The sequence below is a fragment of the Rathayibacter sp. PhB186 genome, from assembly GCF_003751825.1.
Lineage (GTDB): Bacteria > Actinomycetota > Actinomycetes > Actinomycetales > Microbacteriaceae > Rathayibacter > Rathayibacter festucae.
Genome location: NZ_RJKO01000007.1, coordinates 96,965 through 121,855, shown reverse-complemented (window position 1 = coordinate 121,855; position 24,891 = coordinate 96,965). Strand labels below are relative to the sequence as shown.

Sequence of the window (24,891 nt, the reverse complement as noted above, 5' to 3'; positions counted from 1 at the left end):
ATGACGACCCGACAGTCCGCGGCGAGGGCCCCTTGCATGTTGATCGAGTAGCCCGCGCAGCGGGCGTATCGAGATCCACCGTCCTGCAGACCCCTGGTCTCGATACGCGCTGCAGGCTGCTCGACCAGCATGGATGGCGCAGACACGGCCGTTCTAGGAGTCATCGGACTAACGCAGATCAGCCATCACCCGCTTTCGCAAGAATAGCCGGAACTTTCGCAAGAACGCCTTCTCCGACTTTCGAAAGAATCATCGCGCCCGTCTTTTCCGGGCGCCGATCGAGAAGTACACGAAACGTTTCGTTTTCTTATTGACACGGGTGTTATCGGCTGCTTAGTCTCGTCCTCGTTCCGAATCACCGGCGATTGGATGCTCTCGACATGACGACCCGACCTGGGGCACGCGACGCCTGCACGGCGACCCGTCCGCCCCTCCTCCCGACACCGGTCGGCACGGCATGGTGATGCCGCTGACCGGCGCGCCCGGGACCACCGTCCCCGGCTCGACCGTGCCCGGCGCCCCCGGCCCGGAGGCGCCCGTCCCCGGCGGCCCGGCGTCGATCCGGGGCCGCTCGAACGCCCGCGGCTTCCGCGCCGCCCGGCGCAGCTTCCGGCGGCACTGGCAGCTCTACCTGCTGATCCTGCCGCCGCTGCTCTACTTCATCGTCTTCAAGTACGTGCCGATGTCGAACGCGATCATCGCGTTCAAGGACTACAACGTCATCGACGGCGTCTGGGGCAGCCCCTGGGTGGGCTTCAAGCACTTCGAGCGGTTCTTCTCGAACCCGATCTTCTGGACGCTGCTGAAGAACACCTTCCTGCTCTCCGCGTACGTGGTGCTGGCCGGCTTCCCGTTCCCGATCCTGCTCGCGCTGGCCCTGAACGAGGTGCGGCTGCGCTTCTTCCAGCGCACCGTGCAGATGGTCACCTACGCGCCCTACTTCATCTCCACCGTCGTCGTGATCTCGATGACGATCCTCTTCCTCTCGCCCAAGCTCGGCCCGGTCAGCGACGTCACGTCGTTCTTCGGACTCGGGGCGATCGACTTCCTCGGCGACCCGGACTTCTTCCGGCACATCTACGTCTTCAGCGACGTCTGGCAGACGACCGGCTATTCCGCGGTCCTCTATCTGGCGGCCCTGTCCTCCATCGACACCTCGCTCTACGAGGCCGCCCGGATGGACGGCGCGAGCCGGCTGCAGAAGATCTGGCACGTCGACATCCCGGGCATCATGCCCACGGCGATCACCATCCTGATCCTCGGCGTCGGCAATGTGATGGCGATCGGATTCGAGAAGGCCTTCCTCCTGCAGAACTCCCTCAATCTCTCGCAGTCCGAGATCATCCCCACCTACGTCTACAAGGTGGGTCTGCTCAACGCCGACTTCAGTCAGGCCGCGGCCATCGGGCTCTTCAACGGAATGATCAATCTGGTCCTGCTCCTGGGCGTCAACGCGCTCGCGAAGCGGATCACGGGACAGGGGCTCTGGTGACCGCACTCGACACGCCATCGACCACCGCTCACGAGGACGGCGAGGCCTCCCGGCCGCCGCGCCGCCGGCAGCGAGCGACCCGGATCAAGGACCCGATGGTCGACCGCGTCTTCATGATCGCCGTCTACGTCCTGCTCACGACGTTCCTGCTCGCAGTCCTCCTGCCGCTGCTCTACATCCTGGCCAGTTCGTTCAGCTCGCCGCTGGCCGTCTCGTCCGGCCGGGTGAGCTTCTGGCCGATCGACTTCACCCTCGAGGGCTACGAGCGCGCCCTCGGCGACTCGACGATCGTCACCGGCTTCGCCAACTCGCTCTTCTACACGGCCGCCGGCACCTTCGTCAGCCTCGCGCTGACCGTCGCGATCGCCTATCCGCTCTCGCGGAAGGACTTCTGGGGCCGCGGCGGGATCACCCTCGGCGTCATCTTCACGATGCTCTTCGCCGGCGGCATCATCCCCACCTATCTGGTGGTGCAGCAGCTCGGCCTGCTCGACACCCGCTGGGCGCTGATCCTCCCCCAGGCCGTCGGCGTCTGGCAGGTGATCATCGCGGTCGTCTTCTTCCGCTCCTCCATCCCGGACGAGCTGTACGAGGCGGCGCAGCTGGACGGCGCGAGCGATCTGCGCTTCCTCTGGACGATCGTGCTCCCGCTCTCGAAGCCGCTGCTCGCGGTGGTCGCGCTGATGTACGCGATCTACCAGTGGAACTCCTACTTCGACGCGCTTCTCTATCTCCGCGATCCGAGCCTCTATCCGCTGCAGCTCGTGCTGCGGAACGTCCTGATCCTCAATCAGGCGACACCGGGCATGGACGCGGCCGCGCAGATCGAGCGCCAGCAGCTCGCGGATCTCCTCAAGTACTCGCTGATCGTCATCTCGACGGTCCCGGTGATGATCCTCTACCCCTTCGTCGCCCGGTACTTCAACAAGGGCATCATGCTCGGCGCCGTCAAGGGCTGAGCACCCCCGAGCCCGCCCCCTTAGGGCCGACTCCCCCGGTCGCGCGGAACTCCCCCGCGGCTCTCTCACCCATGGAAGGAAACACCTTGTTCTCTCGCACACAGCACGGCAGAGTCGCCGCGCGGAGGAAGCACCTCCTCCTCGGCGCCGTCCTCACCACCGCGATCATCGGGCTCACCGGCTGCACCGGCGAGAGCCCGGAGGCGGACCGCAAGGTCATCCGGATCTTCGGCGAGCAGGGCGCGCAGATCGACCTGAACACCAACTCGTTCACCAAGGTCCTCGAGGACAAGTTCGACGTCGACATCCAGTTCGAGACCACGTCCTACGGCGCGTCCGAGGCGGCCGAGGCACGCCAGATCTCGCTCGCCGGCGGCGACCTGCCCGAGGCGTACATGCTCGTCCCCTGGGCCTCGCAGTTCAGCCGCGCCGAGCTCCAGCGCTACGGCGACCAGGGCCTGCTCGTGCAGCTCAACGACCTCATCGACGAGAACGGCCCGAACATCAAGGCGGCCCTCGACGCGGAGCCGGGCTTCAAGGAGCTCACCGAGACCCCGGACGGGAAGATCTGGGGCCTGCCGCAGTGGAACGACTGCTACCACTGCTCCTACCCCTACAAGTTCTGGATCAACACCGACTGGCTCGACACCCTCGGCCTCGCGGCCCCGACGACCCCCGATGAGTTCTTCGCGGTGATGCAGGCCTTCAAGACCCAGGACCCGAACGGCAACGGCCAGGCCGACGAGATCCCGCTGACCGGCAGCACCCAGCAGTCGCTGGTGCCGTACATCATGAACGCCTTCATCTACAACGCGTTCAACACCGGCTCCGGCGCGAACGGGCAGCCCGTCTCGCTCGGGCTCGACGGCGACACCGTGCAGCTGCAGACCATGCAGGACGGCTGGCGCGACGGCCTGAAGTTCCTCCGCAAGCTCTGGGACGCCGGCCTGATCGACCCCGCCACCTTCTCGCAGGGCGGCGACCAGATGACCGCGACCGGCAACGCGGCGCAGGGCGTCCTCATCGGCGGCTTCACCGCCATCCACCCCGGCTTCGCCGTGACCATCGGCCAGGAGGACGGGCGCGACACGCAGTACGACCTGCTCCCGCCGCTGACGGGCCCCGGCGGCCAGAACGCCACCTTCCTGCTCCCGAGCGTGCCCGGTGCGACCTTCGTCGTGACCAAGGCGGCCGACGAGGTGGAGCAGAAGGTCATCGTCGAGATGATGGACTACCTGTTCTCGCCCGAGGGCCACGTCCGCGGTGAGTTCGGCGAGGAGGGCATCGGCTGGCGCGCGCCCGAGGAGGGCGAGATCGCGCTGGACCAGAGCCTCGAGCCGTCCCTCGTCGACACCAAGATGGACGAGTCGAACGAGGCCGACTACAACGGCAACTGGGGCCCGATGGCCCAGGTGTTCGACACGGCCGAGTTCCGCGCCAGCCAGGTCCAGCCGCTCGACATCTACACCGAGGCGGGCTTCGAGCGCCGCCTGTTCGAGGCGACCGACCAGTACGCCGGCAAGGAGTCCGACGCGATGTTCCCCTACTGGAACATCTGGGTCCCCTCGGAGGACGCCAGCGAGCTCTCCACCCTCACCGCCAACGTCGAGAGCAGCGTCGCCACGGCGACCGCCGAGTTCGTCACCGGCGTCCGCGACCCCGGGAGCGACGCCGACTGGCAGTCCTACCTCGACGCCCTGACCAGCCTCGGCGCGGACCGCTACGCCGAGATCTGGCAGAGCGCCTACGACCAGTAGCGGCACGCGCGTCCCCTCCCCTCGCCCGCGACCCGGGCGGCGGGAGGGGACTCCGCTGTCCGCGCCCGCACCGCTGCATGTCCGACGCACCAAGCCCGACGCCCCACGCACGACGCACCCCAAGGAGCACCGCATGACCCTCGCCCAGGAGTGGAACGACCCCGACGTGTTCGAGTGGGGCACGGAGCCGGCGCACGCCGTGCTCACCCCCTTCGCCACGCTCGACGCCGCACTGGCGGGCGACCGCGCGAGCACGCCGCTCGCGCACAGCCTCGACGGCGACTGGCGCTTCCACTGGGCGCCGAACCCGGCAGCCCGCCTGGACGGCTTCGCGGCCGAGGACTGGGACGACTCGGCCTGGCCGACCATCCCGGTCCCCGCCAGCTGGCAGCTGCACGGCTACGACTTCCCTATCGGCACCAATCTCGTGCTGCCGTGGACCGGCGCGAACGGGCGGCACGAGCAGCCGGACCCGCGCGGCGACTACCCGAACGCGCCGACCCTCTACAACCCGGTCGGCCAGTACCGCACCGCCTTCGAGCTGCCGGACGGCTGGGCCGAGCGCCGCACCTTCCTCCAGTTCGACGGCGTGGAGTCGGCATACTCGGTCTGGCTCAACGGGCAGCGACTCGGCTACCGCGAGGACAGCTACACGACCGGCGAGTTCGAGGTCACGGAGCACGTGCGGGCCGGCTCGAACGTCCTCGCGGTCGAGGTGCACCGCTGGTGCACGGGCTCCTACCTCGAGAACCAGGACAACGTCCGCCTCTCCGGGATCTTCCGGAGCGTGCGGCTGCTCTCGCGCGCGGCGGCGATGATCCGCGACGTCACGGTGCGCACCCCGCTCGACGACGCGTTCACCGCCGGGTCGGTCGAGGTGGCCGTCGCGATCGACGCGCACGCCGCGGCGTCCGCGGCCGGTCTCGAGCTCCGCACGCGGCTGTTCGACGGCACCGCGCCGGGTGCGGCGGAGGTGGGCGAGCAGAGCCGGACGGTCGCCCTCGACGCCGACGGCCGCGCGGCGAGCCTGGCGAGCATCCCCGTCTCGGCCCCGCGACTCTGGTCCGCGGAGACCCCCGAGCTCTCCACGCTCGTCGTCGAGCTGAGCGACGCGACCGGCGCCGTCCTCGAGCGCGTCGCCGTCCGGGTCGGCTTCCGCCGCGTCGAGATCGTGGACGGCGTGCTGCTCGTGAACGGCCGGGCGGTCTCGCTCCGCGGCGTCAACCGGCACGAGTGGAGCCCGCGCACCGGCCGCACGCTGAGCCGCGACGACATGATCGCGGACATCCGGCTGATGAAGCAGAGCAACATCACCGCCGTCCGCACCTCGCACTACCCGAACGACCCGCGCTGGTACGACCTGGCCGACGAGTACGGGCTCTACCTCGTCGACGAGGCGAACAACGAGACGCACATCAACCGCATCGACGAGGACGGGGCGCCCTTCCTGCCCGGCGACCGCCCCGAGCTGCGCGCTCCCCTGCTCCAGCGGATGCGCAGCATGGTCGAGCGGGACAAGAACCACCCCAGCGTGATCGCCTGGTCGATCGGCAACGAGTCCGGAGTCGGCGCGAACCTGCAGGCGATGTACGAGTGGGCGAAGAAGCACGACCCGACCCGCCCCGTCAGCTATCAGGACCCCGTCGGCTCCGGCACCTGGGTCGTCCCGGCCGGTCTCTCGGACTTCGACGGCGACTTCTACCCGCCGGTCGCGCAGTTCGCCGAGCGCTCGCGCCGGGATCCGCGGCCCTACCTGCTGGTCGAGTACGCCTTCAGCCAGGGCAACACCTCCGGCTACCTCGAGGAGTACTGGGCGGCCGCCCGCGAGGACCCGCGCGCGATGCCCGGCGGCTTCCTCTGGGACTGGGCCGACAAGGGCCTGTACTGGCCGCGCCCCGATCGGCCCGAGGAGGAGTTCCTCGCCTACGGCGGCGACTGGGGCGACGAGCCGAATCAGGAGAGCGCCCACATGAGCGGCCTCGTCCTCGCCGACCGCACGCCGACCCCGAAGCTGGCCGAGGCGGCGCTCGCCTACCAGCCGGTCTCCGTCACCGCGGTCGATCTGCGCGCCGGCGAGCTCCTCGTCGCGAACGAGCACCTGTTCACCGGGCTCGACGGCTACGTCGTGCACTGGACCGTGTCGGCGGACGGCGAGCCGGTGCAGCAGGGGTCGCTGCCCGGCGCGGAGTGGGCCATCGGCCCGCAGGAGGAGGGGCGGGTCACGCTGCCCTACCCGCTGCAGGAGCCCGCTGCGCAGGACGCGGCGCGCGAGTACCGCCTCGACGTGCAGCTGGCCCTCGCCGCGCCCACCGCCTGGGCGGAGGAGGGACACGTCGTCGCGCGCGCCCAGTTCGAGCTGCCCGTCGACGCCTCTCCCGCCCGCCGCCGGGCGCCGCGGGATCTGCCGCCGGTGACCGCGACCGAGGAGGGCGCGGCGATCGTCGTGCGCGGGCCCGCGTTCTCCGCGACCGTCGACCGCTCCACCGGGCGCCTGACCTCGATCCGCTACGGCGGTCGCGAGCGGCTCGCCGCGCCTTTGCTGCCGAACTTCTGGCGCACCCCGAACGACCCCGAGCTCTCGATCCCGGACATCCGGCTCGAGCGTCCGGAGCCGTCGCTGCCCTGGCGCGGCGTCGGCGAGGAGTGGGCGATCGATCGGGTCGACGTCGAGGAGACGCCGGGCGCCGTCCGCATCACGGTCGACGGGTCGGTGACCACGGCGGTGCCGTTCCGGCCGAGCGGCCGGGTGACGACCTCTCCGCAGTCGATCGTCTACACGATCCACGGCACGGGCCAGGTCGACGTGCTCTCCACCTTCTCGCCGGTCGAGGGCACGCCGAACCCGCAGGTTGTCGGCACCACGTTCGGGCTCGCGCCGGAGCTCTCGACCCTGCACTGGCACGGCCGCGGCCCGCACGAGTCGTCCGCCGACCGCCGCGCGTCGGCGTTCTTCGGCCGCTGGAGCGGTGCCGTCGCCGACCAGCCGACCCGCTACAGCCGACCGCAGGACAGCGCGAACAAGGCCGACACCCGCTGGGCCGCCCTCGTCGACGGCAGCGGCGCGGGCGTGCTCGTCCTGGCCGGCGGCGGCACGTCGGTCGAGAACATGTTCTTCAACGCTCAGCCGAACAGCCCGGACGAGCTGGCCGACCGCCGGCACTGGCACGAGGTCCCCGCGTCGACGAGGACGGTCGTCCGGGTCGACGCCGCCCAGGAGGGCCTCCAGGGCGGCAACTGGGACGTGCAGACCCGCCCGGAGAAGTACAGCAACAGCCCGGAGAAGGGCCCCTACCGCCAGCATTTCCGCCTCCTCCCCCTGCGCAGCGGCGAGGACCCGGCGTCGGTCGCCGCCGCCGCCGTGCCCACCGAGTCCCCCGTGTCGCAGCCTGAGCGGGTGCCTGCCTGACCGCGGCGGGTCTCGACACGCCCTTCGGGCTCCTCGACCAGCATGTGCGGACGCACGCCGGCACACCCCGCGCGGTTCCTGCAGTACGTGCGGGCTCGCACCGACGTCCTGGGGGCGATGCATGCTGATCGAGTAGCCCGCGCAGCGGGCGTATCGAGATCCCCCCACCGTCAGAACGGTGCGGGAACATCGACGAAGTGCGGCCGAGGGGGCGGGTCGGGCGGCCGCCCGGGCAGTGGGGGCGGGCGGTTAATGATCCGCCGGCCGGTGGGGCTCGTCCACACGAGGGTCCCCTGGTCGTCGATTCTGTCGTAGCTCCACTGGTCCCCGTGCCGGACGTGGTGGTGCGAAGTGCAGAGCGAGACGAGGTTCTCGAGGGAGGTCTCCCCGCCGTTGCGCCACTCGAGGGTGTGGTCGGCCTCGCTTGTGCTGGCGGGCCGGGTGCAGCCGGCGAAGCGGCAGGTCTGGTCCCGCAGCTGCAGGTGCAGGCGCATCTGCGGCGGTGGAACGCGGTAGGTGCGGCCCACGGAGACGACCGCGCCGGTATCGGAGTCGGTGAGGACGCGGGTGAAGGAGGCTGCGGTGCGGATCAGCTCGCGCGCGATCGGTGCGGGGACCGGTCCGTAGCCGTCGAGATCCGCGGGCGCATCGTCGAGACCGACCGCGGTCGAGGCGGCGAGGGTGAGGCGCACCTCGGCCCGCACTCCGGGGACGAAGGTCGGGTCGGGTCGGTGCTCGGGGTCCGGGGTGGTGCCGGCGATGTCGCCGTCGCAGAGCAGATCGACCGCGGCGTCCGCGCTGAGCTGCTGCAGGGTGCGGGGGTCGCCGTCATCGCGGAGGGTGCGCGCGATGCGGCGGAGGCGGTCGTACGCGCCCGTCACCGCCGGCGCGGGAGCGTGAACGCAGAGCGTGGCCATGCCGTCGACATCCGGGGTGACCCAGACCGCGCGGTTCAGCGTGGCTCGGGAGTGGCGCTCGGTAAGGGGCTGCTCGTGCAGCGCCTCGCGCCATCGACTCAGGGCGCGGCGCAGCTGGGTCGTCGTCATCGTGAGCGCGGCGTCGGCCGCGCGCTCGTCGAGGGCCGCGCGGGAGGCCTCGGGAAGGCTGATCGCGGTTCTGCAGATCGCCTCGCCCGCCTCCCAGAGGATCCGCGCGTCCCTGAGCAGGGCGCGAGTGAGCGGCAGGTGCTCCATCAGCATCTGCGCGGTCTCGAGGCGGCGCGAGACGTCTCGCTCGGAGACGCCGAGCGTGACCGCGAGCTCGGCGCGGATGGAGCGCTCGACGAGGTCCCGGGTCTCACTGCGGGACGTGCCGCGAGCGAACGATTCCGGGACGGTGAGCGCGACGCGGTAGCCGCGGTGGATGCGTTCCGCGGTTCTCAGGCGCGTCGGGGATGCGGCGCGCTCGGCGGCGGCGGCGTCGGTGAAGCAGTCGCGCACCTCCGCGAGTGCTGCCGCGTTCTCATCGTTTGACATACGCGTATTGAAGCAGGAGCCACCGACACCGGGACCGGAACCAGGGGCTGATCGGGGACAACGCCGTCGGATCGACGAGTGTGGAGGAGACTCGCTCCCGGATGTCTCGGCGATGGTGGGTCTCGATACGCCGCTGAAGGCGGCTACTCGACGAACGGGTGGGTCTACTGGGAAGAGACGTCCGCAGACATGCTGGTCGAGTAGCCCCGAAGGGGCGTATCGAGACCCGCCCAGCGTGAGGACGGCTGTCTCTTCCCCGCCCTGCGCCGGCACCGAAGGCGCCCCCTCCGCTCGATCTGCCGCTGGAGGCGGCTACTCGACCAGCACGATGGGCTGCCTCGGTGGCTCTTCGTGGCAGCAGGAGTGGCCGCATCGGTGGCTGCTGGACGGGCACGAGCGGCCGCCCTGCGGGCTGACCGGCGACCGCGCGGAGCCCTGTCACCGCACCGTAGCGACCACGGGCCCCGTCCCGACCTCGGTGCGCGCGTGGGTTCGGCGGCGTCGCCGTCAGCGCCGGGTGAGGAGCGCGACATGGATCTCCTCCGCGAGGAGGTCCAGCGCTCGCGCGTGAGCGGCGAGGGAGTCCCGCCCAGCACGCGTGATCGAGAACTGCGCGATGCGCAGCAGCATCGTTCGACGGTGTCCTTCCAGGAGCACCATGCCTCGGTTCGCGAGCTCGCGGAGTCGTGACCGCAACTGCACGAGGCCGATCCGGTGATCCACTCGAACCGCCAGAGCCGACAGCAGGCGCGATTCATCGCAGTTCACGCCTCGCGCGAGCTCGATGAGGATCAGGGCGTCGAGGGACCGGCCGGCGGCGCAGGAGCGGCAGGTGATGGGAACCGCGTCAGGGCGGAAGGCTGCCATCAGGAGCGGAGGCCGAGTGATCGGGGGTGCGGTGAGCGCAAGGTCATCCCTGGGGGAAAGGGGCGGGCGGTGGCGGGCGGGGACGTCGGCGTGCTGATCGAGGAGGTCGCGGAGGGGGTGTGTCGAGATCCACCGTGGTGGGCGGGGTGGGTCTCGATACGCCGCCTGCGGCGGCTTCTCGACCAGCAGGAAAGAGGCACGCCGGTGGCTACTCGGTCGGCGTGCGCCGGGTCACTCGAAGAGGGACAGGGTGAGGGTGGAGCTGTAGTCGCCGGCGTCGACGGTGGTGGGGGTCTTGAGGGTGAGGGCCGCGTTCGCGGTCCAGGAGCCCTCCTCGGCGACTCCGGCGCTGTCGTTGGTGATCGCGAGGAGCTCCTGATCGACGAGGCCGACGCCGTCGGGGCCGCCGTCGAGGGCGGTGTCGACGACGTCGCCCTCGGCGACCAGGCCCGAGTCGCCGCCGTCGATCAGGTTCGGGGCCCAGCCGAGGTTCTCCGCGCCGATCGTGTCACCCGTCGACGAGGTGAAGTCGCTGGCGGTGCCGAGCACGTACCAGCCGGCGCCGGCGGGGATGTCGGCGGCGTCGCGGGTGTCGGTGACCGTGACTGTGGGCAGGGTGCCGGTGAACTGCCGGGCCACGCTGTTCGAGCCGTTCTCGGTCAGCGCGGTGGCGTCGCTCGCGACCGTCATCGAGAGCGAGCCGGGTGTCGTCAGCGGCGCGATCTGCACGTTCACGTCGACGTCGTCGGCGCCCTGCTGCTCGTCGGCGAACGCGGTGCCGGCGACGCCGAGCAGGAGCAGGCCTCCGGCGATGCCGGCGGTTCCGCGGAGGAGGAAGGAGCGAGCCGTGGAGGTGTGGTTCTGCATGCGGGTGTTCTCCGTTCTCGAGACGGCGTCGTCGCCGTCCGGTTCAGTGGTGTGGGGTCGGTGGTGTCGGGTGGTCGGTGAGGTCGGTGGGAGGCGCGAGCGCGTCAGCCGCAGTTCGCCGCCGCGTACGGCGCGGCGGCCGTCGCGGTGGCGGGCTTGCCCGCGACGAACGCGGTGGCCGTGGCGGACGCGGAGCCGGCGGGCAGAGCAGCGGTGCGGGTCGTGAACGAGTGGGTGACCGACTTGCCGGCGGCCACCTCCTCGAACGTCTTCGAGCCCGAGGTCGAGGTGACGACCATCTTCACCGGGAAGGCGTTCGGGTTCGTCGCGACGACCGAGAGGACGACCTTGCCCTGCACGCAGCGGGTCGACGCCGTAGCGGTCGCCGTGATGGCGGGGGCCGCCGGGGGCGCCGTGGCCGTGATCGTCGCCACGGCGAGGGTCGCCGACGAGTTCTGCAGCCGTCCCGTCACCTGGACGGTGTCGCCGGCCTTCTTCAGTCCTGAGAGGTCGGCCGTGCGCCAGGTCACGCCGACGGTCTCGCTGTGGCCGTCCCGGAAGCCGGCCGAGACGGTGGCCGGCAGTGCCACCGTCGTGGCGCCGGCCGGGGCGGTGGCGGCGACGGGCTTCACGGAGGTGACCAGGAGGGCCGGGTTCCACTTCGCGGCGAGCGCGTCGCGCTCCTTCGCCGTGATCGACAGGACGGAGCCGTGCCGGGGCGAGCTCGGCAGCGAGAACGCGGCGGGGTAGGTCCACTGGATGTCGCCCTCGAGCGAGTTCGTCGCGAGCGGGATGTAGCCCACTCCCCCGTAGTTGTCGACCCAGAGGAAGTACCGGTAGCCGCTGGTGTCGCCGGGGTTGGCGCGGAAGATCTCGGGTCCCTCCACCTCGGGAGTGCCGGCGGTGCGGCCGATGCAGGTGTCGAGGAGGCTCCAGGCGCCGGAGGCGGTGGTGGCGCGGAGGTCGCTGGAGCGCTGGGCGATGATGTCCGGCGACGGGCACCCGGAGGACTGGGTGGCCTTGGTGAAGCGGTAGTACTGATCGCCCTCCCTGAGCACCGTCGCGTCGATCAGGCCGTTGCCCTTGTTCAGCCCGGCGACGTCGGCGGAGGCGAACCAGGGCTCGGGCTCGGTGAAGGTGCGGAAGTCGCGGGTGATCGAGGTGACGATCTGCGGCCCGTTGCCGTCGGGCCGGGTGCGCGCATCGTCGAGGTACATCGAGGAGGTCCAGTAGACGACGTAGGCGTCGATGGCCGGGTCGTAGGTCGCCTCGGGCGCCCAGGTCATCCCGGCGTTCGGGACGTTGACCTCGATGTGGCGCTGCTCGCCCCAGTTCACGAGATCGGTGGACTCCCAGACCTCCAGGTGGCGGCTGCCGTTGCTGGTCGCGTCTCCCCAGCCCGAGCGGCCGACGGAGAGGTCGGTCGCGAGGAGGAAGAAGCGATCGCCCTCGGCCGAGCGCAGGATGTACGGGTCTCGGAGCCCCTGGGTCCCCTCGGTCGAGGTGAGGACCGGCTGGGCGTCGTTGAGGGTCTTCCACTGCAGGGCGTTGTCGCCGTCGGACGTCGCGAAGCGCAGCTTCTCGCCCTCGACGCTGTCGCCGGTGAAGTAGACGAACAGGTAGGCGTTCAGGTCGGCGGGGTCGAGAGGCGCGGCGGCGAGCACCGTGACCGGCAGCGACACCGTCACCGGCGTCGTCCCGTCGACGCGCACGGTGGCGGTCAGAGTGACGGGGGTGTCGGTGCTCCCGCGGGTGACCGAGCCCTTCCGGACGACGTCCGGCTCCGCGCCCTCATCGACGGCGCTGACGACGGCCGGTGCGGAGGAGGACCACTCGATCACCGCGTCCGCGGCTCCCGCTCGGGAGGCGACCGCGTCGAGCTCGGCTCCCGAGTCGGGCAGCGAGAGACTGCCGCGGACCGGCCCCTGCAGCGCCGGGTCGCTGCGCACGGCGTCGGCGACGGCGCGAGCGAGCTCGGCCTGCGCGCTGTCACCGGCGGCGAACGCCTTCACGGTGACGGTGATCGGTGAGCCGATGACGGTCGCCGCCCCGTGGGTGGCGGTCGGGGTCAGCTGCACGACGGCATCGGAGCTGCCGGCGGGCGGCCGGGTGACCGCTCCGGTGCTGGAGACCGTGCGGGGAGCGCTGGAGGACCAGGTGAGAGTCGAGCCGTTCGCACCGCCGGCGGGGAGCAACAGATCCGCGGTGACAGCGGACGTGCCGCCGAGCGACACCGCCGCGTCCTTGGTCGCGAGCGCGGAGTGGACACCCGCGGCGCTCTGCTGGACCTGCTCGGCGGACAGCGCGGAGGACCACACTCGGACGTCGTCGAGTGCACCGGCCCAGAAGGCGTCGGCGCCGTAGAACGACTTGCCGAGGTAGCCCGAGAAGGTGCCGGAGCCGATCGCGGCCGCCGCGGTGGACGTCGTCACCCCACGCCCGACCAGGCTGCCGTCGAGGTAGGTCGAGACGGAGTCGCCGCCGTCGACGACGACGGCCATGTGGACCCAGCGGGCGGCGGGGACCGGAGCCTGAGCGGACGCGCGCACCTCGGTGCCGTTCGTGAGCGCCCCGTAGGCGGACGCGCCGCACTGCGTGGTCGCGAGCAGGTGCGCAGAGACGCCCGACCCCAGAGTGAAGGGCCAGGTGCACTCCGGAGAGCCGCTCCAGAGCAGCCACGCGGACATCGTGACGTCCACAGTGTCGGCCGGGATCAGCCCCGGGGCGATCCGGACGGAAGCGCCGGCCGATCCGCTCGCGCCTCCGGGGAGGGAGAGCGCGCGATCAGAGGCGGACCCGGAGGGCCCGGCCACCGAGCGAGCCCCGGACCCGACGACGGTGCCGGGGTGCGGACTCGAGGCTCCGTCCGTGACGACCGCCCCGTCAGGGATCGCCGACCCGACGACAGCCGAGGTCCCGACCTCGTCGAAGCTGTAGCGCAGGATCGGCTCCGGCACGGTGGTCGCCGCGCCGGCTGCTCCGAGCGGGGTCATCGCCCCGGTCAGCAGCAGTGCGGCGATCGCCAGGGTCGGCCAGCCGGCCCTGCGTCGTCGGCCGCGGGTCGACTCGGCGGAGGGGCGTCCGGAACGCGGAAGTCGTGACGTCATCAGTGACGCATCCTCTCGGGCTCTGCTTCGAACCATCGGCCGGCCGCGGACGGAGGAGTGTCGTCCCGGTGGCGGCGTCTTCACCGTAGCAACCAAATGTTCACGGTAACAAGTTAAATATCGATTTCGCGGATAACGGACAGTCGTCGGCATCCGGAATACTTCTCGAACGCCGATCGCTCACAAAGCCGAATGGCACTCGGCATGGCGACCTGTCCCCCACTCGGGGCGTCATTCCGGCTTGACAGCAGTCGTCCGGCACGCAGAAGATCGGACCAGGAAGAGTGTTCACGATAACAATCCGCTCGTCCCCGAAAGATCCGGATTCCGGCCTCTCACTCTCCTTCAGTCGCGTCTCTCGACCTCCTGAAGAATGCGTCGGAAAGCCGGATCGACCATCTTCTCACCGTATCCGCGGTGGAAGGAATCAGTACGTCGACCACCCGTCAGGGCGGCCGAAGAACCTGAAAGGCATCGCATGTCCAGGACAGTGAAGTCCACCATCCCGACACGCCTCCTCGGAACACTGACGGCAGCACTGATCGCGGGTCTGACCACCCTCGGCGCCGCCGCACCGGCCGAGGCGGCGACCGCGCCCGTCGGGGTCGGCGCTGCCCAGGAGATCCGCAATCAGCACAGCAGCATGTGTCTGGACGATTTCGACTTCGTCACTCAGCCGGGTGCCGAAGTCCGCCAGTGGAGCTGCTCGGAAGCGACCAACCAGCGGTGGCAGATCCGGGATCTGGGAACCGGTTATGCCGAGATCAAGAACGTCTTCAGCAATCTCTGCTTGGACGACTTCGACTTCGCCACTACTCCCGGCGCCGAGGTGAGGCAGTGGGCCTGCACCGGAGCCCCCAACCAGCAGTGGCAGATCACGGACGTCGGCGGCGGATCCAGCCAGATCCTCAACCGCCACAGCAACCTCTGCCTCGACGACAAGGACTTCGCTCAGACCGACGGGGCCGCGATCCAGCAGTGGACCTGCACCGGTTCGAAGGTGCAGCGGTGGAGCATCACCGACCCGACCGTGCAGAAGATGACCTACGCCCTCGTCCGCTCAGCGAACCCCTCCGCCGACGAGCTCGACGCCTACGCCCGGATCACCGATGCGATGGATCGGGCGGTCGCGCGCTACAACCGCCTCTCGAACATCGACCGGTTCTACACCGTCTACTACGTGCCCGGCGTGCCCACCGCCGACGCGAACCCGAACGGCACCATCCGCTTCGGCGCCGACCGCGGCTACATGCAGGAGGGCACCGCCCTGCACGAGCTCTCGCACACCGTCGGAGTCGGCTACGACGCCTTCGTCGACCGCTGCCAGAACAACGGCTGGACCTCTGCCCTTCCGCTGCTGCGCACCTGGGACGGCCCCACCGCGACCATCAACTGCGGCGGCGGCCACATGTGGCCCTACGGCCTGAACTACAACCCCGAGTACACCGAGCTCAACTCCGAGCGCCACGTGAAGCTCGTGCAGGCGATGCTCTCCGACGGAATGTAGTCCGAGAGATCCACCTGCGGGGCCCCGGCCCGGCGAGCGACCTCAGCACGAGGTCGCCTCGCCGGGCCGGGGCCTTCTGTCTTCTCCTGCCGCGTCACGATTCTGGAATCGACGAGGCCGCGCCCGCGGCGCATTCCGAATCACTCGGAAACTCACATCTTTCATCGCCATCGCCATCGCCATTTGAATTGCCCTTGCCCTTGCCCTTGCCCTTGCCCTTGCCCTTGCCGTTGCCATTGCCATTGCCATTGCCATTGCCATTGCCATTGCCATTGCCATGGCGTCCCGCCCGAGAATCGACGCGAGATCACGCTCGTCCTTCGATTCTCGGTGTCTCTCCTGCCCCTCTCTCTCGAGAGTGCCTCGCCGACCGACTCGGATACGAGAGCTGAGAATCACCACACCTGTCGCTCCAGCTCCGGTCCGAGTCGTCCTTCGCTGCGCGGCGCCGCCGGCGTGCGCGCGATGCCGGGGAACGCCGAGAGGGGGCCCGCCCACTCGACGTGGACGGACCCCCTCGGTCGGCTCAGCTGCAGCGTGCTGCGGGGTAGGTCGCCGTCACCGGAGTGGTGGCCCCGTTCACCGTGGCGGTTCCCTCGAGCGTCCCGGCCGACAGGGAGGCGGCCCGGGTGGTGATCGCCAGCGTGCCCGTCTTCTGTGCACCGATCTGCTGGCTGCGCGCGCCCCAGGAGGTGACCCAGGCGACGTCCGCCGTGCCGGCGCCGGCGTTGCGGGTGGTGATCGTGACGACGGCCCTGCCGGAGATGCAGCGCGTCGTGGCGGTCGCGGTCACGGTGACGGCCGACGCCTGGACGGTGATGGTGGCGCGGACCGTGCGATTCGCGGTGAGCACCTCTTCCGCGGCGCTCATGTCGAGGACCGGTCCCCCGTCGGCGGCCCAGTGGATCCGGCGGAGGTAGGTGTCGCGGTTGCTGCTCCCGTTCGAGCGGGCGTGGAAGACCAGGACCTCGTTGCCGTCCTCGTCGACCGTGAAGCTGTTGTGTCCAGGGCCCCACAGGTTCGCGGCCGGGTCGCTCTTCAGGAGCGGAGCGTCGGACTTGGCCCAGACCGTCTGATCGGTGAGATCGGCGCCGGACGGGGCGGTCATGAGGCCGACGGCGTACGTGCGATCGGTTCCCGATCCCGAGTAGGTCAGGTAGACCTTCCCGTTGTGGGTGATGGCCGTCGCTCCTTCCGCGACGTTCGTGAGGTTGGTCTCCCAGCCGTAGGAGGCGGTGACGAGCTTGCGCGGTTCGCTGGTGAGGCGCCACGGGTTCGCGGGATCGATGGTGGCGATCCAGAGCTCGGCGTCGCCGATGACACCGCCGGTGACGTAGCGCTGCGACCAGGACACGTAGGTGCGGCCGCCGTCCTGGAAGACCGTCATGTCGAGGCTGATGCCGGGGTGCTGAGCATCGCGCTGGAGCGCCGTGCCGTCCTGCTTGAGGACGGGGCGAGGCGTCTCCCAGTCGGCGAGACGTGTCGGGTCGCCGCCGGTCTTGAGCTTCTGCACATAGGACGTCACGCGCTGCCAGTCGATCGCGCCGATGCAGGGCGAGTAGTAGATGTAGAGCTCGCCGTCGAGATCGTGCAGCTCGGGCGCCCAGTAGCAGCCGGCGATGCCGGCCGTGCCCTGTGCGACGACCATGCTGTCGGCGGCGGTGCGGAGGCCGTCGATGGTCGGGGAGCTCCGCAGGAACATGCCGGGCTGGTCGTCGCCGCGGTCGTCCGTGGAGATGAAGAGGTAGCGGTCCTTCCAGCGGAGGATGTCCGGGTCCGCCTCGGCACGGAGGAACGGCGCCGCGTAGTCGCGCTGTCGCACGGTTCCGCTGACCTGGTAGGTCCCCGGCGTGGTCGTGTCCACGGCGGCCAGATCGGCGGCCGACCAGTCGACGGGCAGCTTCTTCGTGGAGCCGTCCGAGTAGCCGAGGGTCGCTGCCCCGAGCGCGGGCACCGCCGCCCCCTGCGGGACGGTCGCGGCGTCGACGGCCACGGTGGTGTTCCGGATCCGGCCCAGTCGCTTCTCGAGCGAGGAGGCGGTGTCGGCGGGGACGACCAGCAGGTTGGACGGCACGGCTCCGGTGATCGAGGTGGAGACGGCGGCATCGGGCAGCGAGATCGCGCCTCGGCGCAGGTCGCCGCGGGTTCCCGCGGCGGCGAGGTCGGTGAAGGACCGCGAGAAGTCCGCTCCCGCCGCGTCCTTCCAGGTCACTCGGTACTGCTTGGCCGCCGAGTCCCAGACGGCGCGCGGCTCGGAGGCCACGGTCACCCCGAGGTCGACGAAGCCACGCGGTTCGTAGGAGACGAGGTCCTGGGTGGTGAAGTAGAGCGGCGTTCCGCGGCGCTCGGGGTCGACGTCGCCGTTGGTGAGCGTGCGGGTGGCGAGCACGCCGTAGCCGCCGGTCGCGAGCTGGAAGACGTAGGGGTCGCGGAGCGTCCGGGTCTGCACGACATCCAGCACGCCGGTGGGCTGAGCGTCGGCGAACAGGACTCCGGTGTTGTCGTTGAGCGCTTCGGTGCTGGTGCGGGTCGTACCGAGGCCGAGGTGCATGCTGTACGCGACGTTGCTGCCGTACTCCTGCGATCCCAGCGCCGTGCGCTCGTAGGCGAGGAGGTAGCGGGCCTGGCCCGCCGGGAGGACGCGGACGGAGAAGGTCTTCGTCGTGGTGGCCGTTCCGGAGCGGAGCTCCCCCGTGACGGTCGCGGACACGGCCGCCGTGCTGCTCGTGCGCACCGCGCCCGCTGCGATGCTCACACCGGCGGTCGTGGTGCGCCAGGTGAGGGTCGCGCCGGCGGGAGCTGTGGGGAGCAGCTCGCCGTCGGCGAGCGTCGGGCGGAGGACGATGCTCTCGGCGAGCGCGTCGAGGTCGGCCTGGGCGTTCTGCGCGGCGACGATGAGTGGGACGTCGCGGGTGGTCGAGGCGCCCCCGAGGGTGAGGGTCGCGGTCAGGGTGACGGCGGCGTCGGCGGAGCCGGAGGGCCGGTTGACTGTTCCCGTGCTGCTGATGCGGGACGGGTCGGAGCTCGTCCACCGGATGCTCGAGCCCTGCGCGCCGGTGGTGGGGAGTGCGAGGTCCGAGCTCACGCGGGAGGGTCCGAGGTCGATGGCCGCCGCGTCGGAGGCGAGGGCCGCGGTGCGGACACCGACGTCCACGCCGCTCCAGTAGCTGTCCGCCACCTGCTGGGCGGAGAGAGCGCTGGTGCGGATCTGGAAGTCGCGCACGCCGCCCTTGTAGAAGGGGTCGGCGTAGGACGAGCGGCCGATGTAGCCGACGAGGTCGGTGCCCAGATCGCTGACCGATCGGTTCGTCACGGTCTCGGCGATGAGGCGGCCGTTGTAGTAGCCGGTCAGCTTCCCAGGCTGCAGGACGGTGGTGTAGAGGCCCCAGGAGGCGTCGGTGGTGGGCCCGGTCGGTCCGCTCGCGGGGATGCCCGCTTCGGTCGTCCACGGCGCCTGCGGGTTGCGGCTCGCGGTGATGACCGATTTGAAGTGCCCGCCGGGGTCGCGGGGGTTGAGCAGCCAGTACTGGGACGGCGGGCTCTCGGCCGTCCCGAAGAACACGGCGGCGTAGTTGCCCGCTCCGGTGTCGTTGCGCAGCCAGGCCTGGATGGTGAGGGTGTCGCGACCGTCGATGAGGCCGCGCGGCAGTTCGAGGTAGGCCGCGGCGCTGCCGCTCGCGCCTCCCGGAAGGACGAGCTCGCTCCCCGAGATCTGTGCTCCGGAGCCGCGGAGGATCGCGGTGCGCCCGCCGCCGGAGGCATCGGGGACCGTCGTGCCGGAGAGCTGGGAGAAGTCGTAGCGGACGAGGAGATCGTCGGCAGCGGTCGCCGGGACGGCCGGCAGTGCCACGCCGGCTGCGAGGACCACCGAGGCGAGCGCGCCGACCAGGGCGGCGCGCCATCGTGTGGTGGGTTTCATGGGAACTCCTTCATGTCGGGGCGAGGCAGCGCTGCCTGCCCTGATCCGGTGCGGATCGAAGTCAGAGGGTGGAGGGTCGCGGGAGTGGGGCCGGCCCGCGGACCGGCCCCACTCCCGGCGCCCTATCCGCAGCGAGCGGCGGGGTAGGCCGCGGTGACGGGCGTGCTCGCGCCTCCTGCGACGGACGTCCCGGTGAGGGTCCCCGCCGTGATGCCGGCGGCCCGGGTCGTGATCGCGAGAGAGGCGGTCTTCTGCGCGCCGATGCTCTGGGTGCGCTCACCCCACGGCGTCGCCCAGGTGACCACTGCGGCGGCGGCGCCGGCGTTCTTGGTGACGACCGTGACGACGGCCTTCCCCGCGACGCACCGCGACGAGGCGGTGGCGGTCACCGTCGGGGTCGTTCCCCGGACGACGACGGTGGCGGTGACGGTCCGGTTCCCCGGTGCCACCTCCTGGGTCTTCGTCAGCGACAGGTCGAGGGTGCCGTTGGCCCGGACGTTGACGCCCTTCAGCCAGGTGTTGCGGTCGGAGTCGAACAGGCCCCCGGCGTTCACCGGATCCGTCGCCAGGTGCGGGTCCTGGTACGGGCGGGCGTGATAGGCCAGGACGAGGTTGCCGGACTCGTCCTTCGCGAACGAGTTGTGACCCGTTCCGGCCTGCTGCTTCGTGTAGTAGTTCGTCTCGTCCGCTCCCAGACGACCGGTGAAGGTGTCGTTGGTGTCGAGGACCGGGAACGCGGTCTGCTTCCAGCTCGCGGGATCCTGCAGGTCCGCCGTCGCGGTCGTGCTCAGGAGTCCGAGGCTGTAGTACTTGTCCACCGTGCCGCCTGAGTAGGTGATCGAGATGGTGTCGCCCTGCTGCACCATGAAGGGCGCCTCGACGACTCCCTGGTCGCGTCCTTCGGTCGTGTCGCTGGGAGTGGGTGCGAGCTTGCCGATCTCCCACGGCTGGCTCTCGCCGTAGACGCGCGTGAGCTGGCCGTCGACGAGGGGGACTGTCCCCTTCGGGCCGGAGACGGCCTTGCCGATCAGGATCTGGCCGCCGGAGGGCATGATCCAGTAGCCCTGCTGCTTGCCCGCCTCGGTGCGCTCGAAGTAGCTGACGTCGAACGCGGCGCCGTCGAGGACGACGGGCTCGCCCCACTTGGTCTGGTCGAAGAAGCCGCCCGCGGCGATCGATGCGTCGGTGCCCGTGTAGGGAATGAGGACGGTGTTGTCGCAGAAGCCGCCGACGGGGGCGTAGCCCTTGTTCATCCCGGCGACGATCCACCAGGTGCCGTTGATCTTGTGGAACTCCTGCGCCCAGATGAAGCCGCCCCAGCCGTAGAACGTGTTCGGATACTGCCCCTCCTTGCCGGGCGTGCCCTTGTCCGGGTCGATGACGATCTGCTCCGGCGCGTCCTGCAGCCCCGCGAGCGTCGTGGCCCGCTTGAGGCCGATCTTGCGGTAGCTCGAGCTCTCCTCGATCGGTCCGAGGGAGGACTGGCCGTAGTGCGATCCGGTGAGGTAGTAGTAGCCGTCGTCCGGGTTGAAGAAGACGTGCGGATCGGCGCGGGCGTCGCTCACCATCTCCTCGGGGTCCTGCTGGACGGTGCCCGAGACCTGGTAGCTGCCCGGCTTGGCGGTGTCCACTCCGGAGAGGTCGTCCTGCCAGTCGACGTTGAGGCTCTTCTTCGAGCCGTCGTTGTAGGTCAGCGTCGCCTGCTTCGGGAGCGCGGCGGCGACTCCGCCGGCTCCGGCCCCCTGGGCGACCGCGGCGTCGATCTTCTCGACGCCCGTGTTCTGGAGGTCGACGTAGTTCTTGTAGAAGACGTCGAACTCGGCGGCCGTCACCGCGAGCTCGCTCGCCTGGCTCTGCGCGGCCCAGGACGGGAGTCCTGCGCCTTCGACGCCGAGGACCCGGGTGTCCGCCTTCGACGTGACGCCGAGAGGAGTGGCCGCGGTCAGGTCCGCGAGGACCGTCACCCGTCCCTCACCGGTGAGCAGGTCCGTCCAGAACACCTTGTACTTCTGCGCCGTGGCGTCGAACACGATCCGCGGGTCGGTCACGACCGAGCCGGGAGCGATCCGCACGGCACGCTGCTGCGAGAACGTGCTGCCCTCGGGCGAGGTCCACACGTAGACCGAGTCGGTCGCGTTGTTCTGCGACGACACGGCGCCGAGTCCGCCGTTCGCGAAGCGGAAGAGGCTCGGCGAACCCACCTGCGCGTTCGGCTTCGAGGCCTGATCGCCGTCGTTCGCGACGTACAGGATCGCCTGGGAGCGGTTCAGCGGCTCCCAGCTGCTGCCGCCGGCGGGCAGTGCCGCGGCGTACAGCGCGTCGGCGCGGCGGTCGTCGTTGTAGGCCAGCGGGTCGTCCTTCGTCCCGGCGGTGGTCGTCACCGTCTTGACGTAGGTCGCGATCCGTCCGCCGGGTGCGGCGATGCGGCTGTCCCAGCGGAAGGTCTGGCTGCTGCCCTCGACGGCGGCGGTGAGCGTCACGGCGGCGGTCCCGGTGCCGAGGCCCGACGTGTCGATCGCTCCGTTCGACTGCACGCGGCCCGCTCCGGCGCCGGTGGCGCTCCAGGTGACCTGCTTGCCGAGGACGCGGGACGGCAGGTCGCCGAGCACGGTGGCCGGCACGGCCAGTGCGGCGCCCGCGTCGGAGGTGACCGCCGGGTTCTCCGCGCCCAGCTCCGTGCCGGAGAGCGCCCGGTCGTAGATGCGCAGGTTGTCGATCAGGCCGGAGAAGTACTCTCCCCCGCCCCAGTTCGCCTTGCCCACCTGGAGGACTCCGCCGGACGAGCCGAGGATCTGGGTCAGCGGGACCCCGGAGCCGTTGACGGCGACCGGCTTCCTGTCGACGAAGAGACGCGTCGTCGTCTCCGTGACGACCAGATCGACGTGCTTCCACTCGGCGTTCGTCGCCGTCGTGGCCAGGTTGCCGGCCGTGTTCCGGCCGTTCGTGTTGTCGTACCGCTCGACCGCGATCCCCGAGGTCCGATCGAGGACGCCGAGGTAGTGCTCCTGGGCGTACTCCTGACGCGTCGCCGAGCGGGCGGCGAAGACGGCCCAGCCGGTGTTCGCCGAGGCGTCGGGCTTGCTGTCGTACGAGATCGTCACGTTCTGCCGGCCGGCCAGGAGCGCCGTGCCGTCCGTGGCGGTCAGGTCGAGCCATGAGGCCGACGAGAGGCGCGCGGCTGTGCCCTGGCCCGTGTTGCCGGGGACCAGGTTCGCCGCTCCCTGGACGGCAGCGCGGGTGCTGCGATCGACGAACGCGCCGTTGCTCGGGGCGGCATCGAAGGTGAAGTCCGCGAGCAGGCTCTGCTCGGGAGACGGGACCGCATCGGCTGCCGCAGCGGCTGTCACCGGGACCGCGCAGGACGCGAGCAGCGCGACCGACGCTGCCGCGGCGGTGACGAGTGCGCGCATCGCCCTCGGGTCGGGTCGTCTGGAATCCGGTCTTCTCGAACCCGGTCTTCTCGCATCCGGACTCTTCAGGTGGGGGGACGTCGACATTGACGGTTCCTCTCCGGATTCGCCTCTGAATCCGATGTGGGGAAGGCGGAAAGCGCGAGTTGCGCAACACCTGTCGAGCTACTGGGAGGACGGGGGATCCTCGTCGCCACGCTGAACCTAATGCAGATTGTTCACGGTAACAAGACGACCGACTCCGCAGGATCGCGCTCCTCCTGCGCAGGATCACGACACCGCGGCGGCCGCGCCCGACCGAGAGTGGAACCGACCCGTTCTCCCCCAGGAAAGGACCACCATGTCGAGAGTCGTGATCGTCTCGGGCGCCTCCAGCGGCTTCGGGGCGATGACCGTCCGCGAGCTCGCCCTCGCCGGCCACCGCGTCTACGCGGGCATGCGGGCGATGGACGGCCGCAACGCCCCCGCCGCCGAGGACGCCCGCGCCTTCGCCCGCGGGCACGGCGTCGACCTCCGCCCGGTCGAGCTCGACGTCTCCGACCAGGCGTCGGTCGACGCCGCCGTCGCCCGGATCGCCGAGGAGAGCGAGCGGATCGATGTGGTGGTGCACAACGCCGGCCACATGGTCCTCGGGCCGACCGAGGCGTTCACCGTCGAGCAGCTCGCCGAGGTCTACGACGTCAACGTGCTCTCGACCCAGCGGCTCAACCACGCGGTGCTGCCGATCCTCCGCGCGCAGGAGGACGGCCTGCTCGTCTGGGTCGGCTCGTCCAGCTCCCGCGGCGGCACGCCCCCGTACCTCGGGCCGTACTTCGCGGCGAAGGCGGCGGAGGACGCGCTGGCCGTCGGCTGCGCGGTCGAGGTCGCGCGCTTCGGGATCGACACCGTCATCGTCGTCCCCGGCTCGTACACGACGGGCACCAACCACTTCGCGCACGCCGGCCGGGCCGCGCGCGCGGAGATCGCCGCCGCCTACGAGGACCGCTATCCGGGCCTGATGGACGACGTCTCGGCGCGCCTCGCAGAGCTCGCACCGGCCGACGCGGACCCGCGCGAGATCGCCGTCGAGATCACCCGCGTCGTCGGGCTGCCCCGCGGCGAGCGCCCCTTCCGCGTCGTCATCGACCCGGCCGACGACGGCGCCGCCCGCGTCTTCGCGCTCGGCGACGCGGTCCGCCGCGAGTTCTACGAGCGGATCCGGATGCAGGACCTGCTGAGCCCCGCCGACACCGACGTCCCCGCCACGACCGCAGCTCAGGGAGAGAACCGATGACCACCCAGGACCAGCCCCGCACCGCCCTCGTGACCGGAGGGTCCGGCGGTATCGGCCGCGCCGTGGTCGAGCGGCTCGCCCGCGACGGGCTCTCGGTGGCCGTGCACTACTCCGGCAACCGCGAGCGCGCCGAGGAGGTCGCGGTTGCCGCACGCAAGCACGGTGTCGAGGCCGTGGTCGTCGGCGGAGACGTCGCCGACGAGGACGCGATGGGCGCGGCCTTCGCCGCGGCGGAGGACGCGCTCGGCGGCCTCGACGTCGTGGTGAACACCGCCGGCATCATGATCCTCGGCCCCGTGGCGACCTTCGATCTCGCGGACCTCGACCGGATGCACCGCACCAACATCCGCGGCCCGTTCGTCATCGCGCAGCTCACGGCGGCCCGACTGCGACCGGGCGGGGCGATCATCACCTTCTCCACCAGCGTCACCCGAACCTCGTTCCCCGGCTACGGCCCCTACGTCGCGTCGAAGGCGGCCGTCGAGGCGCTCACGCTCGTCCTCGCCCGCGAGCTGCGCGGGAAGGACATCACCGTCAACGCCGTCGCGCCCGGACCGACCGCCACTCCCCTGTTCCTCGACGGCAAGTCGGAGGAGGACGTCGCCCGCCTCGCCGGCGCGGTGCCGCTCGAGCGCCTCGGGCAGCCCGCCGACATCGCCGAGACCGTCGCCTTCCTCGCCGGCCCCGGCCGCTGGATCAACGGCCAGGTCCTCTTCGTGAACGGCGGCCTCGCCTAGCTCGAGCAGGGACGCCGGGCCTCGATACGCCGCTCCGCGGCTCCTCGACCAGCACGACGCAGGCCCGCCCCCTCATGCTGCTCGACCAGCATCCGCAGTGCGCCCCCTCATGCTG

At 70.7% G+C, this 24,891-nt stretch carries 13 protein-coding genes; 7 read left to right on the top strand and 6 right to left on the bottom strand.

Annotation, left to right across the window (positions count from 1 at the left end; translation table 11 throughout):
• Positions 1 to 457 precede the first annotated feature (457 nt).
• From EDF45_RS16555 to EDF45_RS16540, 4 genes are all read left to right on the top strand, one after another.
• Positions 458 to 1,492, top strand: coding sequence for a sugar ABC transporter permease (locus EDF45_RS16555; RefSeq protein ID WP_243600210.1), 1,035 nt, complete (start codon positions 458 to 460; stop codon positions 1,490 to 1,492).
• Positions 1,489 to 2,451 carry a carbohydrate ABC transporter permease gene (locus tag EDF45_RS16550; RefSeq protein ID WP_243646304.1) on the top strand — a complete coding sequence of 321 codons (963 nt, stop codon included), beginning with the start codon at positions 1,489 to 1,491 and terminating at the stop codon, positions 2,449 to 2,451. The genes EDF45_RS16555 and EDF45_RS16550 overlap by 4 nt, the downstream gene beginning before the upstream one ends.
• A gap of 86 nt (positions 2,452 to 2,537) precedes the next feature.
• Complete coding sequence (locus tag EDF45_RS16545; RefSeq protein ID WP_185020234.1) at positions 2,538 to 4,208, top strand: extracellular solute-binding protein; 1,671 nt, start codon at positions 2,538 to 2,540, stop codon at positions 4,206 to 4,208.
• 133 nt (positions 4,209 to 4,341) lie between these two features.
• Complete coding sequence (locus EDF45_RS16540) at positions 4,342 to 7,614, top strand: glycoside hydrolase family 2 TIM barrel-domain containing protein (protein WP_123737068.1); 3,273 nt, start codon at positions 4,342 to 4,344, stop codon at positions 7,612 to 7,614.
• Between the two features lie 170 nt (positions 7,615 to 7,784).
• On the opposite strand, the gene EDF45_RS16535 is transcribed toward EDF45_RS16540, so the two are convergent.
• The 4 genes from EDF45_RS16535 to EDF45_RS16520 form a co-directional block, all read right to left on the bottom strand.
• Positions 7,785 to 9,089: an HNH endonuclease signature motif containing protein gene (locus EDF45_RS16535; RefSeq protein WP_123737069.1), complete on the bottom strand. Its 1,305-nt coding sequence runs from the start codon at positions 9,087 to 9,089 to the stop codon at positions 7,785 to 7,787.
• A gap of 507 nt (positions 9,090 to 9,596) precedes the next feature.
• A complete protein-coding gene (locus tag EDF45_RS16530; protein WP_123737070.1) occupies positions 9,597 to 9,956 on the bottom strand; it encodes a hypothetical protein in 360 nt (119 codons plus the stop codon).
• 231 nt (positions 9,957 to 10,187) lie between these two features.
• The gene (locus EDF45_RS16525; RefSeq protein WP_123737071.1) at positions 10,188 to 10,823 is read right to left on the bottom strand and encodes a hypothetical protein; all 636 of its coding nucleotides are present in this window, start codon (positions 10,821 to 10,823) and stop codon (positions 10,188 to 10,190) included.
• A 104-nt stretch (positions 10,824 to 10,927) separates the two neighbouring features.
• Positions 10,928 to 13,930, bottom strand: a complete 3,003-nt coding sequence (locus EDF45_RS16520; RefSeq protein ID WP_185020233.1) for an immunoglobulin-like domain-containing protein — start codon at positions 13,928 to 13,930, stop codon at positions 10,928 to 10,930.
• Positions 13,931 to 14,408: 478 nt separating this feature from the next.
• Between EDF45_RS16520 and EDF45_RS16515 the strand changes: the two genes are divergently transcribed.
• Positions 14,409 to 15,437: an RICIN domain-containing protein gene (locus EDF45_RS16515; RefSeq protein ID WP_185020232.1), complete on the top strand. Its 1,029-nt coding sequence runs from the start codon at positions 14,409 to 14,411 to the stop codon at positions 15,435 to 15,437.
• A 526-nt stretch (positions 15,438 to 15,963) separates the two neighbouring features.
• Here the strand turns inward: EDF45_RS16515 and EDF45_RS16505 are convergent.
• A complete protein-coding gene (locus tag EDF45_RS16505) occupies positions 15,964 to 19,356 on the bottom strand; it encodes a family 43 glycosylhydrolase (RefSeq protein WP_123737074.1) in 3,393 nt (1,130 codons plus the stop codon).
• 122 nt (positions 19,357 to 19,478) lie between these two features.
• Positions 19,479 to 22,766 (bottom strand): family 43 glycosylhydrolase, encoded by a 3,288-nt coding sequence (locus EDF45_RS16500; RefSeq protein ID WP_185020231.1) that lies wholly within the window; start codon positions 22,764 to 22,766, stop codon positions 19,479 to 19,481.
• A 340-nt stretch (positions 22,767 to 23,106) separates the two neighbouring features.
• Between EDF45_RS16500 and EDF45_RS16495 the strand changes: the two genes are divergently transcribed.
• Together EDF45_RS16495 and EDF45_RS16490 are read left to right on the top strand one after the other, a co-directional pair.
• Positions 23,107 to 24,039: an SDR family NAD(P)-dependent oxidoreductase gene (locus EDF45_RS16495; RefSeq protein ID WP_123737076.1), complete on the top strand. Its 933-nt coding sequence runs from the start codon at positions 23,107 to 23,109 to the stop codon at positions 24,037 to 24,039.
• Positions 24,036 to 24,776: an SDR family oxidoreductase gene (locus EDF45_RS16490; protein WP_123737077.1), complete on the top strand. Its 741-nt coding sequence runs from the start codon at positions 24,036 to 24,038 to the stop codon at positions 24,774 to 24,776. Before EDF45_RS16495 ends, EDF45_RS16490 begins: the two co-directional genes overlap by 4 nt.
• Positions 24,777 to 24,891: the final 115 nt, after the last annotated feature.